The organism is Sulfitobacter sp. EhC04, from assembly GCF_001650875.1.
GTDB lineage: Bacteria > Pseudomonadota > Alphaproteobacteria > Rhodobacterales > Rhodobacteraceae > Sulfitobacter.
Genome location: NZ_LXYI01000005.1, coordinates 18887 through 32041 on the forward strand (window position 1 = coordinate 18887; position 13155 = coordinate 32041).

Here is a 13155-nt window from a genome sequence, read left to right on the forward strand (position 1 = left end):
AAAAGGCACGGAAGGACCGACCACGGAAGGAACCTGTCCCTCTGCGTTCTTGCAGCATTTAACGAAGTTACGTCTGGTGCCTGTCTTCTGCCCTGATGCGCCCTGCGAGCGTTAACCACTACATATTGTGGCGTCATCGTCGGTCTACACAAACTGACGTATCATGGGGGTTCGGGTCAACGAATTTTTTGAAAATTCTTCCAATCTTTATGGTTGACCGAAGCCAGTATTTTTGCGCGACCTGTCGGGCTCCGATTCATACGGTTAATATCCCCAGCCCCCCCCGGATGGGGGAGGTCCCGTCCCCAGCGCTATTCTCCAAATGTTACGGCACATTTAGGGGTAATGGCTCACCCATTGCATGAAGTTATCCACAGAGGTGCTGTGAACAACTTGGCCAAAAGGTGGCGATTTGGTTTTATCGAAAAATCCTGCCGCGATTCACAAAAATGTCACGTTGGCCTGTGCCTCAGGTCAAGAATCGCCGGCAAACACCCACCGCATCTGGAAGGTGAATGAGGCAAACACACCACATGTAGGGGGTCAGCCGCATCGGGCCGGGCTGGCACACAGCGGCGCGACGGCCGCCAGGGTCCGGTTGGTAGACTCTGTTGCCGTCGATCACTGGTAGCCAAAACCCGGAACAAGCCGAAGGTGCCGGGCCTTCGCTGCATTTTTCACGAATGACCGCTTAGCCCCTGCCCCGTCCTTCTGACGCAGCAACGGGCACCGGATCAGCGATGTGACCCAAACGTCTATCTGGCCTGAAATCTAACATATATGAAAGTGGTCGGAGCGAGAGGATTCGAACCTCCGACCCCCTGTACCCAAAACAGGTGCGCTACCAGGCTGCGCCACGCTCCGACCTGGCCTCTTTAGTCGCTGGCTTCGCGAATGAAAAGACCTAGATTACGGTGTCTCGCACGGCCATGCCGCCCCGAACCGCGCAAATGCCGGATGGCGCGCTTGGGTGCCCTCATTGATCCCCAACCGATTGGCCAGACCGCCGTTGATCTCAAGCACCGCCAAAACGTTGTCCCCGCCGAAAATAGCGGTTTCATCCAGCGGTATGGCGTTGTGATGGATATGGCGCACGACGCCGGTGGCGTCGATGAACAGCATATCGAGGGGAATCAGCGTATTGCGCATCCAGAAACTTGAGCGGCGCGGCCCAGGATAGACAAACAACATCCCCGAAGACACCGGCATTGAGGTGCGCCCCATCAGCCCGCGTTGCTGCTCCTGCGGGTCATCCGCAATCTCGACGTTGAACCGCACGGTTCCCCAATCGCCGCGCAACAGGACCGTATCCGCGCGACAGTCAGACCGGGCCTGCGCCGCAAAGGGCATCATTACAGCAAGGGCGAGCGTGGCGGCACAGATCCCTATTCGTCTTCGCGTTCCGTCAAGACGGTTTCCCATGCCTGCACCTCTGCGGCCATACGGCCGCGCTTGCCTTCGATCACCCGCATTGCCAGTGCTTCTCCCGGCTGCAAATCGGACAGGCCGGACAGACGAAGCACTTCGATATGCAGAAACACATCCTGCGGCTTGCCAAAGACATTGGCAAACCCGAATCCCTTCGATTTATCGAACCACTTTACCCGTGCAGGTTCCAGAGGTGCCGCCGCCACCGCGCTGCGGTCCAGCCCCACGATATCCGGCAGTGCGGCGGACTGGATGTTCTCGGGCGGCTGAATCGCCAGAACGGCGGTGGCCTGCACCCCCCGGTCGGTGCGCTGCGCAATAACCTCCACCCGCGCGCCGTCCGTGACAGAGCTTTGGCCGAAGTTGCGCAGCACATTCACATGCAGCAGGATATCCGGCCCACCCTCGTCCGCCACGACAAAGCCGAACCCTTTTATCGGGTCGAACCATTTCACGACGCCAGACACCGCCGTTCCCTCGGGCGCTTCGGGTCCTGTCTCATTCGGTATGTCGCGGTCGTCCTGCACAATCGTCCTTTATCAGTTGTCTCCGAGCCCTGGGGCCGGAAAATTCACGAAACCTATCACAAAAAACAGTTCTTTGATACTCAGGGGTTAAGGCGTGTCACGTCCCAGGGGGACAAGAAATCGCCTCGGTGCCACCGAAACCGGTTGTGCAGCCGAAACTCACCATCGGCCCAGAACTCGATCTCCAATGGCGTGATCCGGTATCCTCCCCAAAACGGCGGCCGTGCCGGGTCCGTGCCCTTTGCTGCCGTCACCTTTGCCACTTCGGCCACCAGCGCCGCACGGCTTTTCAGCGGGCGCGACTGCGCCGAGGCCCAGGCCCCCAGCCTGCTGCCCAGCGACCGGCTCTTGTAATAGGCATCGGCCTTCGGCCCCTCCTCGCGGGTGATCAGCCCGCGCACCCGGATCTGGCGGCGCAGCGATTTCCAATGCATGACAAAGGCCGCCTTGCCCGCGCTGTCCAGTTCCTGCGCCTTGGCGCTCTCGTAATTGGTATAAAAGACAAAGGCATCCGCCTCGATCTCCTTGAGCAACACCATCCGCACATTCGGCAGACCTTCATCATCCACCGTCGCCAGGGCGATCGCGTTTGGGTCGTTGGGTTCTTTGACTTCCGCCTCGCCCAGCCACTGCCGGGCGATTTCGAACGGATCCTGCCCCGCAAAAATACCGGTGCGTTTTTCCATGTGGTATCCCAATTTCATAATCGAACGCCGCAAAACGCACCGATCCCCATAGCGCTATATCAAATGACATAACGCAACAAGCCGCCGGACCGATTTTTGTACAACCAATCCGGTAGTTGGCGCTAACATGCCAAAGGCTGACATCTTGATGGCATGGCCGCAATGCCCTAGAGGTATGCGGTAATGTAAAATGCAAAGGTTCGGTGCCCATGGAAAACACTTTGATGCAAGGCAAGCGTGGGCTGATCATGGGCCTTGCCAATGACAAATCCATCGCCTGGGGCATTGCCCGGACCCTGGCCGAGGCCGGGGCGGAACTGGCGTTCTCCTATCAGGGTGATGCGCTGAAAAAGCGGGTCGATCCGCTGGCCGCTCAGCTCGGCAGCGATATCGTGCTGCCCTGCGACGTTGGCGACGAGGCCAGCCTGGACGCGCTGTTCGACGGCCTCAAGGACCGCTGGGGCGCCCTTGATTTTGTCGTTCATGCCATTGGGTTTTCTGACAAAAGCGAGCTGCGCGGCCGCTATGTCGATACCAGCCGCGGCAATTTCGCGATGTCGATGGATATTTCCGTCTATTCCTTTACCGCCGTCATGCAGCGCGCGGAAAAGATGATGTCGCCCGGCAGCAGCGCGCTGACCCTCACCTATTACGGTGCGGAAAAGGTCATGCCGCATTATAATGTCATGGGCGTGGCCAAGGCGGCGCTGGAGGCCTCCGTGCAATACCTGGCCGAGGATCTGGGCAAGGACGGCATCCGCGTCAACGCAATCAGCGCAGGCCCGATCAAGACGCTCGCAGCCTCCGGGATCGGCGATTTCCGCTACATCATGAAGTGGAACGAATACAACTCTCCGCTGCGCCGCAATGTCACCATCGACGACGTCGGCAAGGCGGCGCTCTACCTGCTCAGCGATCTCGGCTCCGGCACCACCGGCGAGAACCTGCATGTGGACGCCGGGTATCATGTTGTCGGCATGAAGGCCGTGGACGCGCCCGACATGGCCAAGGAGTGAGCCTGACCGATGACCCTGGAAAGCCTGGTCGCCTTTAACCTGCTGCTGCTGGCGGCCCTCGCCAGTCCGGGTGCGGCGATGATCTTTGTCATCAAGACCACGGTCAGCGCGGGCCGGGTCGCGGGGCTGCTCAGCGGCGTCGGGCTGGCACTGGCGGCCGGCTGCTGGACAGCCTCGGCCTTTCTGGGGCTCGACCGGCTGCTGGCGCTGGCCCCCTGGGCCTATGTCACGCTCAAGGTTGCCGGCGCGCTCTATCTGATCTGGATTGCGGTGCAGACCTGGCGGCACGCCCGCCAGGCCCCCGGCGATGCGGTGCCGCGACCAGCCGGCCGCAACCTGATGGCCGGTGCGCTGGTCAACCTCGGCAACCCCAAATCAATGCTGTTTGCCGCCGCCCTGATCCTCGTGGTCTTTCCAAGGGGCATGAACGCGGGCGAAATTGCCTTTGTCGTGTTCAATCATGTGGTGCTGGAAATCCTGTTCTACAGCCTCTTTGCCACCCTGCTCAGCACGCCTGTGGCGCGGCAGGGCTATCTGCGCCTGAAACCGGTCTTCGACCGCATCGCCGCCCTGCTGCTGGGAGCGTTCGGCGCCCGGCTGCTGATCGAAAGGTAACCCCATGTCCGACCCCCGCGACGCCAACCGCCTGCCCCACGAGAAAGGCTTTCACATCTCATGGGACCAGATCCACCGCGACAGCCGCGCCTTGGCCTGGCGGCTGGATGGCGAAGGGCCCGATGGCGGCGCATGGCGTGCCGTGGTTGCCATCACCCGTGGCGGCATGGCCCCGGCGATGATCGCGGCGCGCGAACTCGACATCCGCACGGTCGATACGATCTCGGTCAAATCCTATGACCATCAGGACCAGTCCGAGGCACAGGTGCTCAAGGCCCCCGATGCAACGCTGATGGGCGACGGCACCGGCATCCTGATCATCGACGACCTGGTGGACAGCGGCAAAACCCTCGAAGTGGTCCGCAAGATGTACCCCAAGGCCCATTTCGCCACCGTCTACGCCAAGCCCAAGGGCCGCCCCCAGGTCGATACATTCATCACCGAGGTCAGCCAGGACACATGGATCTTCTTTCCCTGGGACATGGCCCTGCAATATGTCGAACCCTACCGGGGCAAGGACTGACCCCTTCCCCTCTTTTTGGCCTTAAATATTCCCCGCCGGAGGCTCCCGTCCGTGCAGCAAGGACCCCACGCATGACACTCCCGCGCACCGCCACCACCTTTGCCCCGCCCGTGATGGAGGCGCGCCGCTGGTTGCAGGGCGTGGACTTTGCCCCCGACCGCCCGCTGATCAACGTCAGCCAAGCCGCCCCGGTGGACCCGCCGCCGCCGGCGCTGCGCCAGGCGATGGCCGATGCCGCCCTGACCAATGACGAGGCACATCTTTACGGCCCGGTGCTGGGCCTGCCGGAACTGCGCGCGGAACTGGCGGCGCAGACCGGCCAGCACTACGCCGGGTCCGTCACCCCGGTGCAGGTCTGCATCACCTCCGGCTGCAATCAGGCCTTTGCCGCCGCCATCGCGACGCTCTGCGCCGAAGGGGATGAAGTTATCCTTCCAACCCCTTGGTATTTCAATCATAAAATGTGGCTCGACATGTCCGGCGTTGCGGCAATCCCGCTGGCCACACGCCCCGACCTGCTGCCCGATCCCGATCACGCCGCCGCGCTGATCACCCCGCGCACCCGCGCCATCGCCCTGGTCACGCCCAACAACCCCGGCGGTGTCGAATATCCCGCCGATCTGGTGCAGGCCTTCTTCGACCTTGCCCGCCGCCATGGCATCGCGCTGATCCTGGACGAAACCTACCGCGATTTCGACAGCCGCAGCGGCCCGCCCCATGCGCTGTTCCAGGACCCGGACTGGGCCGAGACACTCATCCACCTCTATTCCTTCTCCAAGGCCTACCGGCTGACCGGGCACCGCGTCGGTGCGATGATCACCTCCGAGCGGCGGCTGGCGGAAGTGGAAAAATTCCTCGACACCGTGGCCATCTGCCCCGCGCAACTGGGCCAGCATGGGGCGCTCTGGGGCATGCAGAACCTGTCGCAATGGCTGGCCGGGGAACGTGACGAAATCCTCGCGCGCCGTGCCGCGATCACGGCCAATATGCCCCGGCTGGAACCGCTGGGCTGGAAACTGCTGGGGCTGGGCGGCTATTTCGCCTATATGCAGCATCCCTTTGCACAAAGTGCCGCCACACTTGCCCCCGAACTGGTCCGCACGGCTGGCATCCTCTGCCTGCCCGGCACGATGTTCTGCCCCGAGGGCGACGCCACCGGAGAGCGGCAACTGCGCATCGCCTTTGCCAATCTCGACGCCGCCGGGATCGCTGTGCTGTTCGACCGGCTGGCGGACCTCAACCCCGGTTGATCCAAAGCGCTGCAAAACCTGCATAGTTGCTTGCCCCGCGCCGGTCGGGCGCATAGACAGTTGCGAAAGTAAAAAAGGGTGATGGCACATGGCCAAAGGGTCGAGCATTTCAAAAACCGCGGTCTGGATTCTGATGGGTCTTCTGATCCTCGGTCTGGGCGGCTTTGGCGCAGTCAACCTGTCGGGCAATCTGCGCTCCATCGGCACGGTGGGTGACAAATCCATCCCGGTGGACGCCTATGCACGTCAGTTGCAGAACGAAATCCGCGCCATCAAACAGCAGACCGGCGAAAGCCTGCCCTTTGCCCGCGCGCAGGAAATCGGGCTGGACCGTGCCGTGCTGCAACGGCTGGTGCGCAACCGGGCGCTGGACCATGAAACCGCGCAACTGGGCCTGTCCATCGGCGACGAGGCACTGCGCGAGGACATCCTGAACATTCCCGCCTTTCAGGGCGTAGATGGCAAGTTCGACCGCGATGCCTACCGCTTTGCCCTGCAACAGGGCGGCTTGTCCGAGGGCGAATTCGAAACCTCCCTGCGCGAGGAAGCGGCACGCACCCTGCTGCAACGCTCGGTCACCGCAGGCGTGGTGATGCCCGCCACCTATGCCGATACGCTGATGACCTATATCGCCCAGGAACGCAGCTTTACCTGGAGCGTGCTGGACGACAGCAATCTGACCACCCCGCTGGCAGACCCCACCGAAGAGGAGCTGCGCGCCTTTTACGATGAAAATCAGGACGCTTTCATGCTGCCCCTGACCAAGAAGATCACCTATGCCTGGCTGTCTCCCGATGCCATGCTGGACCAGGTTGAAGTGCCGGAAGAGGAACTGCGCCGCGCCTATGACGACCGCGCCGCCGAATTCCAGCAGCCTGAACGCCGCCTGGTGGAGCGTCTGGTCTTCGCCGATCAGGAAAGCGCCGACCGGGCCGCTGCCGCGCTTGAGGTCGATGGCACCACGTTCAACGCGCTGGTGGAGGAACGCGGGCTTGAACTGGCGGACATCGACTTGGGCGATGTCGGCAGGCTGGAACTGGACGCCGCAGGCGAAGCGGTCTTTGCCGCCGAGGTGGGCGACATTGTCGGCCCCCTGCCCAGCCCGCTGGGCCCCGCCCTGTTCCGGGTGAACGGCGTGCTGCCCGCGCAGAACACCACATTCGAGGAAGCCCGCCCGGCGCTTCAGGCGGAACTGGCCACAGGCCGCGCCGTGCGCGCGGTAGAGGCCCGCGCACAGGAGCTGGACGACCAGCTTGCCGGTGGCGTGACCCTGGAACAGATGGCCGAGGAAACCCACATGACCCTTGGCACCATCGACTGGACCCCCGAAAGCAGCGAAGGCATCGCCGCCTACACGGCGTTCCGCGACGTGGCCGCCGATGTCACGGCAGAGGATTTTCCGCGCATCGAGCAAATGGAAGACGGCGGCGTCTTTGCGCTGCGTCTGGACGAACGGCTGGAGGAACGCCCCGAGCCGTTCGAGCAGGCCCGCGATGACGTGCTTGCCGCATGGACCGCCGACCAAACCGTTGCGCAACTGACCGAGCAGGCAAAGGAGCTGGTCCAGACGCTGGGCGGCACCGCCTCCTTCGAAGAGGCGGGGCTTGATGCGATCATCGAGGAAAACCAGACCCGCCGCGCCTTTATCGACGGCACGCCCGACGGCTTCATGGAGGCGGTGTTCGGCATGGAACCGGGCGCTGTGACCGTGCTGCCGGGGGACGGCAATGTGGTGATCGTCCGCCTGGACGCGATCGACGAGGCCAGCGAGAACGAGGAATCCGCCGCCCTGCGCGCGCGGCTTTCCGATCAGCTCAGCCAGACATTGTCGCAGGACCTCTATTCGGTCTTTGCCGATGACGTGGTGCGCCGCGCCGGGCCGAAGGTGGACCAGCGCGCGCTGCAAGCCGTTCATGTCAACTTTCCCTGATCGGCGGCACTTATGACACTGACACCGGCATTTGAGGATTTCGCCAAAGGCTATGGCGCAGGCGAAAACCAGATTGTCTTTACCCGGCTGGCCGCCGATCTGGACACACCTGTGTCGCTGATGCTGAAACTCACCGGGGCCGCCGAAAACGCCTTTGTGCTGGAATCGGTCACCGGCGGCGAGGTGCGCGGGCGCTATTCCATCATCGGGATGAAGCCTGACCTGATCTGGCGCTGCCGGGGCGAAAGCTCGGCGGTGAACCGCGCCGCCCGCTATGACGCCGATGCTTTCGAAGAGATGCCCGGCAATCCGCTGGACGTGCTGCGCGGCGTCATCGCTGAAAGCCGGATCAACCTGCCCGACGATCTGCCGCAGGCGGCGGCGGGCCTGTTCGGCTACCTGGGCTATGACATGATCCGTCTGGTCGAACATCTGCCGAATGTGAACCCCGACCCGCTGGGCCTGCCCGACGCGGTGATGGTGCGCCCTTCGGTCATTGCCGTGCTCGACGGGGTCAAGGGCGAGGTCACCGTGGTCTCCCCCGCCTGGGTCTCTGACGGGCAATCGGCACGCGCCGCCTACGCGCAGGCCGCCGAGCGGGTGATGGACGCGGTGCGCGATCTGGAACGCGCCATGCCTGCCACCTCGCGCGATCTGGGCGACGCGCATGAAGCGCCGGAACCCGTCAGCAACTTCACCCGCGACGGCTATAAGGCTGCTGTGGAAAAGGCGCGCGACTATATCGCGGCGGGCGACATCTTTCAGGTGGTGCCAAGCCAACGCTGGGCGCAGGGTTTCACCCAGGACCCCTTTACGCTTTATCGCAGCCTGCGGCGCACCAACCCCTCGCCCTTCATGTTCTATTTCAACTTCGGCGGCTTTAATGTGGTGGGCGCCAGCCCCGAAATCCTGGTCCGGGTCTTTGGCAATCAGATCACCATCCGACCCGTGGCAGGCACCCGGCCCCGCGGTGCCACGCCGGAAGAAGACCGCGCATTGGAAGCTGACCTGCTGCTGGACCAAAAGGAACTGGCCGAGCACCTGATGCTGCTGGATCTGGGCCGCAATGACGTGGGCCGCGTGGCCAAGGTCGGCACCGTGCGCCCGACCGAAGAATTCATCGTCGAACGCTACAGCCATGTCATGCACATCGTCTCAAACGTGGTGGGCGAGTTGAAGGAAGGCTGCGATGCGCTGGACGCCTTCTTTGCCGGGATGCCTGCCGGCACTGTGTCGGGCGCGCCCAAGGTGCGCGCGATGGAGATCATCGACGAGCTTGAGCCCGAGAAACGCGGCCTTTACGGCGGCGGTGTCGGCTATTTCAGCGCGGGCGGCGACATGGACATGTGCATCGCCCTGCGCACCGCCGTGATCAAGGACGAGATCCTCTATATCCAGGCCGGTGGCGGCGTGGTCTATGACAGCGATGCTGACTCCGAATACATGGAGACCGTGCATAAATCCAACGCCATCCGGCGGGCCGCCGCAGATGCCGCACGCTTTGGCGGACAGGGGAACCGCTGACCGTGCCCAGCCGCGCGCCTTTCGAGATCGCGGGGCACTCCGTCACCCCCGGCACCAGCCTTGGCGTTGACCTGCCGGTCTCGATCCTGCCCGATCACACGCCGGTTCACCTGTCCATCGAAGTACATCACGGCAAGCGCCCCGGCCCCACCATGTTCGTCAGCGCTGCCGTACACGGCGACGAGGTGATCGGGGTCGAGATCCTGCGCCGCCTGCTGCGCGCGCCACAGCTCAAATCCCTGCGCGGCACGCTGTTGGTGATCCCGGTGGTCAATTCCTTCGGCTTTCTCAGCCGCTCGCGCTATCTGCCCGACCGGCGCGACCTGAACCGCTGTTTTCCGGGCCATCCCTCCGGCTCGCTGGGGGCGCGGCTGGCGCATATTTTCCTGCAAGAGGTCGTGCTGCGCTGCGATTTCGGGATCGACCTGCATTCCGCCGCGATCCACCGCACCAACCTGCCGCAGGTGCGGGTCTCGCCCTCCGACAAGGTGACCCAGAAGATGGCGCTGGATTTCGGCGCGCCCGTGGTGCTGACATCGGGTCTGCGCGAAGGGTCCCTGCGCGCGGTGGCAGGCAAACATGGCGTGCCGATCCTGCTCTATGAAGCGGGCGAAGGGCTGCGGTTTGACGAAATGGCCGTGCGTGCCGGGGTCGCGGGCATCCTGCGGGTGATGCGCGGCCATGACATGCTGCCCGCCAAGGGCATCGCAAGGGCGCGGGTCGCGCCCTATCTGTGCACCTCTTCCCACTGGCTGCGGGCGCCTGCGGGCGGGCTGCTGCGCACCTTTCGCGGAGAAGGCGAAACCGTCGAAAAAGGCGATGTGCTGGCCACGGTCTCGGACCCTTTCGGCGCGGTGGAGACGGACCTGATCGCGCCCGAACCCGGCATCCTGATCGGCCGCGCGATCCTGCCCGTGGTGAACGAAGGCGATGCGGTCTTTCACCTGGCCAAGCTCAGCCCCCGCGCGGCGGAGGCCACGGTGGACGACCTGGCCACCCAGCTGGAAAGCGACCCGCTGTTCGACGAGGATGAAATCATCTGATTGTTCTTCCGCGCGGCAGCACTACCTGTTCCTGCGACCCCGAAGGAGCCACCAGATGATCCGCATTGCCACCTGCCTTTTGATGCTATGCGCCGGCAGCGCCCAGGCCGACCTGAGCCTGCACTTTTTCGAAGGCGCGCCCAAGGACAGGTTTGTCCTGACCAACACCGGCACCTGCCCGCTGGCAGAGGCCACGCTGACGCTGGACATCGGTGCCGCCGCCGCAGGGCTGCTGTTCGACGCAACACCGGGTGGGGCTGGTGTGGATGTCTACCAGCCGTTCGAGGTGATCGAAGGACGCGGCGCGCTTCTGGGCCTGCCTGAATTGGCGGACGGCGACACGGTGCTGAGCCTGAACCTTGCGGGGCTGGCGGCGGGGGGCGTTGTCAGCTTCTCGCTGGATGTGGACGACACCGGCACGGGCCGTCCCGAAACCATCTCCGGCAGCGAGATCGCAGGCGCGGTGGTCACACTGGTGATGGGCGAGACGACGCTTGAAATGGCATTCTCCGATCAGGCCAGCGCTGTCATTCCGATTGCCCCCTGCATCGGCTAGGGAAAGAGCCGGACTTTTCAAAAAGTCCGGACCGATTTTTTCAAAAAAATCGGCTCCGGTCGTAGGCCTGTTTACCTGTGAAACCCGCCGATGTCGGAACCATCGAGCTCATTCCGATTGCACCCTGCATCAGCCAGAGACGTCGGACTTTTCAAAAAGTCCGGATCGATTTTTTCAAAAAAATCGCCTCAGGTCGCAGGCCTGTTTGCCCGTGAAACCCGCCGATGTCGGGATCAGCGAGCTCATTCCGATTGCACCCTGCATCCGCCAGAGACGTCGGACTTTTCAAAAAGTCCGGTCCGATTTTTTCAAAAAAATCGCCCCCGACCCCAGGCCTATTCCCGTGTCAGAACAGCCGATACAGGCACCAGCGCCACGCTGCTGGCCCGGTCCTGCAAACCCCAGAGCAACAGCGCCGAGATTGTATCGGGCCGCAACCGGCCCAGCATGATCACAGCGCCTTCCTGCCCCGCCTTGAACGCCGCCTGATCCAGGAACCGACGGATCACCGTGGCGCTCTGCCCGCTGCTGTCGAAATCGCGAAAGATCGGATCGGCAGGCACGCCTTCCTTGCGGGCAAGCTTGGGCATCGTGTTCAGCCCCTTGTCCTGGGTGATCAGCCCATGCCCGGTATCGGCAAGGATCGCGGTGATCTGGTCCGACAGGTCGCGGCTGGCCTGAAAGCCGCCATCGGGGGCCTCCAGCACCGCGACAACCTGATCCAGACGCGGCAGCACAACATTGAACGTGGTTTCCGCATCGCTGGGCTGTGCGCCCTCGGGCAACCCCACCATCGCCACCACTTCAAATCCGGCTTCACGGTAGAGCGCCATCCGTTCCGCCGCATCGGGCTTGCTGGCATCCACGGCGAAACTCAGCGGGTAGGGAAAGCTGCGCAGCGCGGCGAGCCCCTGCGCCCCTGAGGTCAGGCCAGAGCCGTCGTCGATCAGCACGATCCCCATCAGCGGTTTGCCATCGGTCGGCGGATAGGGCTGCGCATAGGCCTCAAGCGGCGGCACCGTGCTTTCCGGCGTGATGTCGCCCTCCTCTGCCGGGGCTTCGGCCTGCGCCTGCTGACTGTCTTCGGTGGCTGTGGCGCTGCCGGGCCGGTTCACGGTCACGCCGCTGTTGCGGTCTGTCAGTGTCACCGCAGGCGTGCCGATCGCGGGCCGTGTGCCGCTGTCTGTCGCGGGCGCGTCGGATTCTGCCGTCTCGGGCGTTTCTGCGACCGGCGGTATCTCGGGCGCTTCTGCGGCGGGCGGAGTCTCGGCTTCAGGCACAGCCTCGGCCACTGCTGGCGGCGTGTCAGGATCGGCTTGCGGCGTGACCTCGGCGGTTTCGGGTTCGGGGGCCTGCGGCATCGGTTCTGCCTCGGTGGTCTGAACCGGTGTTTCGGTTTCCGGCACAACCGGCGTGGCATCGGCGGTGCTGTCGACACCATCGGGCGTGTCAGCCACATCCTCCGCCACATCCGGTGTCGCGGGCTGCTCTGGCGCAGCGGGCACAGAGGGCGCGGTCTCGGTGGTCTCAAAGGGGCCGCTTTCCGCCTGCGGTGCGGGCGGCTGCGCCGGTTCGGTGCTGATCGACAGCGTGTCGGGGTCCTGCGGGGCCATCGGTGCCAAAGCCTGCGGGTTCGGCAGGACCGGGCTTTCGGCCTCGGCGGCGACACCGCTGCTGTCCGCCCCGCCCTCCGGCGCGTTCAACCCCTCGACACTGCCCGTCCTGGGGGCGGCGGCGGGGCTGGTTGCGCTTTCATCCAGCGTGGCCAGCGTATCGGGGTCGGGCGGCACCCCCTGGGGCGCGGCAGGCGCGCTGGCGGGTGCCGTATCGGTCAGGCTGGCGGTGTCGGTGGCCGTGCCATCGGGGCCAGCCGGTGCCTGCGTCCCGCCGGGGGCCGCATCGGTGACCTCGGGCGGCATCGGCGGCTCAAGCAGAACCGAGGCGATACTGGCCACGCTTACACTCACCACGCCGCCCAGAACGGCCCCTTTTAGAAAACCCCGTGCCATCGTCGCACTCCCTGCTCTTTCAGCGGCATGTGAACACCACTTTGCCTG

Annotated in this window: 12 protein-coding genes and 1 tRNA gene; 8 read left to right on the plus strand and 5 right to left on the minus strand. The window is 63.9% G+C overall.

Annotation, left to right across the window (positions count from 1 at the left end; genetic code table 11):
• Nucleotides 1-787: 787 nt before the first annotated feature.
• The 4 genes from A8B82_RS02030 to pdxH all read right to left on the minus strand — a co-directional run bounded on the left by A8B82_RS02030 (nucleotide 788) and on the right by pdxH (nucleotide 2641).
• Nucleotides 788-864, minus strand: a tRNA-Pro gene (locus A8B82_RS02030).
• 45 nt (nucleotides 865-909) lie between these two features.
• Entirely contained in the window at nucleotides 910-1422 is a 513-nt protein-coding gene (locus A8B82_RS02035; protein WP_067287688.1) for a DUF192 domain-containing protein, read from the minus strand.
• Entirely contained in the window at nucleotides 1386-1895 is a 510-nt protein-coding gene (locus tag A8B82_RS02040) for a cold-shock protein (protein WP_067287904.1), read from the minus strand. Before A8B82_RS02040 ends, A8B82_RS02035 begins: the two co-directional genes overlap by 37 nt.
• A 140-nt stretch (nucleotides 1896-2035) precedes the next feature.
• Complete coding sequence (gene pdxH, locus A8B82_RS02045; RefSeq protein WP_067287690.1) at nucleotides 2036-2641, minus strand: pyridoxamine 5'-phosphate oxidase; 606 nt, start codon at nucleotides 2639-2641, stop codon at nucleotides 2036-2038.
• Nucleotides 2642-2850: 209 nt separating this feature from the next.
• Here pdxH and fabI point away from each other — a divergent pair, with 209 nt between their 5' ends.
• From fabI to A8B82_RS02085, 8 genes are all read left to right on the plus strand, one after another.
• Complete coding sequence (fabI, locus tag A8B82_RS02050) at nucleotides 2851-3657, plus strand: enoyl-ACP reductase FabI (RefSeq protein WP_067287691.1); 807 nt, start codon at nucleotides 2851-2853, stop codon at nucleotides 3655-3657.
• A gap of 9 nt (nucleotides 3658-3666) precedes the next feature.
• Nucleotides 3667-4272 (plus strand): LysE family transporter, encoded by a 606-nt coding sequence (locus A8B82_RS02055; RefSeq protein ID WP_067287693.1) that lies wholly within the window; start codon nucleotides 3667-3669, stop codon nucleotides 4270-4272.
• A gap of 4 nt (nucleotides 4273-4276) precedes the next feature.
• Nucleotides 4277-4795 carry a xanthine phosphoribosyltransferase gene (gpt, locus tag A8B82_RS02060; protein ID WP_067287695.1) on the plus strand — a complete coding sequence of 173 codons (519 nt, stop codon included), beginning with the start codon at nucleotides 4277-4279 and terminating at the stop codon, nucleotides 4793-4795.
• 71 nt (nucleotides 4796-4866) lie between these two features.
• Complete coding sequence (locus A8B82_RS02065) at nucleotides 4867-6045, plus strand: aminotransferase (protein ID WP_082899095.1); 1179 nt, start codon at nucleotides 4867-4869, stop codon at nucleotides 6043-6045.
• 88 nt (nucleotides 6046-6133) lie between these two features.
• Nucleotides 6134-7975, plus strand: coding sequence for a peptidyl-prolyl cis-trans isomerase (locus tag A8B82_RS02070; protein WP_067287696.1), 1842 nt, complete (start codon nucleotides 6134-6136; stop codon nucleotides 7973-7975).
• Between the two features lie 12 nt (nucleotides 7976-7987).
• The gene (gene trpE, locus A8B82_RS02075; protein WP_067287698.1) at nucleotides 7988-9499 is read left to right on the plus strand and encodes an anthranilate synthase component I; all 1512 of its coding nucleotides are present in this window, start codon (nucleotides 7988-7990) and stop codon (nucleotides 9497-9499) included.
• Between the two features lie 2 nt (nucleotides 9500-9501).
• Nucleotides 9502-10542 (plus strand): succinylglutamate desuccinylase/aspartoacylase family protein, encoded by a 1041-nt coding sequence (locus A8B82_RS02080; RefSeq protein ID WP_067287699.1) that lies wholly within the window; start codon nucleotides 9502-9504, stop codon nucleotides 10540-10542.
• A 55-nt stretch (nucleotides 10543-10597) separates the two neighbouring features.
• Nucleotides 10598-11098, plus strand: a complete 501-nt coding sequence (locus A8B82_RS02085) for a hypothetical protein (RefSeq protein WP_067287701.1) — start codon at nucleotides 10598-10600, stop codon at nucleotides 11096-11098.
• 335 nt (nucleotides 11099-11433) lie between these two features.
• Here A8B82_RS02085 and A8B82_RS02090 read toward each other — a convergent pair whose 3' ends face one another.
• The gene (locus tag A8B82_RS02090; RefSeq protein ID WP_067287702.1) at nucleotides 11434-13107 is read right to left on the minus strand and encodes a divergent polysaccharide deacetylase family protein; all 1674 of its coding nucleotides are present in this window, start codon (nucleotides 13105-13107) and stop codon (nucleotides 11434-11436) included.
• Nucleotides 13108-13155: the final 48 nt, after the last annotated feature.

Bases quoted from the DNA above. Each gene is read 5' to 3' on its own strand.
- A8B82_RS02035 (WP_067287688.1), bottom strand. From the start codon at position 1,422: ATGGGAAACCGTCTTGACGGAACGCGAAGACGAATAGGGATCTGTGCC.
- A8B82_RS02065 (WP_082899095.1), top strand. From the start codon at position 4,867: ATGACACTCCCGCGCACCGCCACCACCTTTGCCCCGCCCGTGATGGAG.
- A8B82_RS02090 (WP_067287702.1), bottom strand. From the start codon at position 13,107: ATGGCACGGGGTTTTCTAAAAGGGGCCGTTCTGGGCGGCGTGGTGAGT.
- A8B82_RS02070 (WP_067287696.1), top strand. From the start codon at position 6,134: ATGGCCAAAGGGTCGAGCATTTCAAAAACCGCGGTCTGGATTCTGATG.
- fabI (WP_067287691.1), top strand. From the start codon at position 2,851: ATGGAAAACACTTTGATGCAAGGCAAGCGTGGGCTGATCATGGGCCTT.
- trpE (WP_067287698.1), top strand. From the start codon at position 7,988: ATGACACTGACACCGGCATTTGAGGATTTCGCCAAAGGCTATGGCGCA.
- gpt (WP_067287695.1), top strand. From the start codon at position 4,277: ATGTCCGACCCCCGCGACGCCAACCGCCTGCCCCACGAGAAAGGCTTT.
- A8B82_RS02085 (WP_067287701.1), top strand. From the start codon at position 10,598: ATGATCCGCATTGCCACCTGCCTTTTGATGCTATGCGCCGGCAGCGCC.
- A8B82_RS02055 (WP_067287693.1), top strand. From the start codon at position 3,667: ATGACCCTGGAAAGCCTGGTCGCCTTTAACCTGCTGCTGCTGGCGGCC.
- pdxH (WP_067287690.1), bottom strand. From the start codon at position 2,641: ATGGAAAAACGCACCGGTATTTTTGCGGGGCAGGATCCGTTCGAAATC.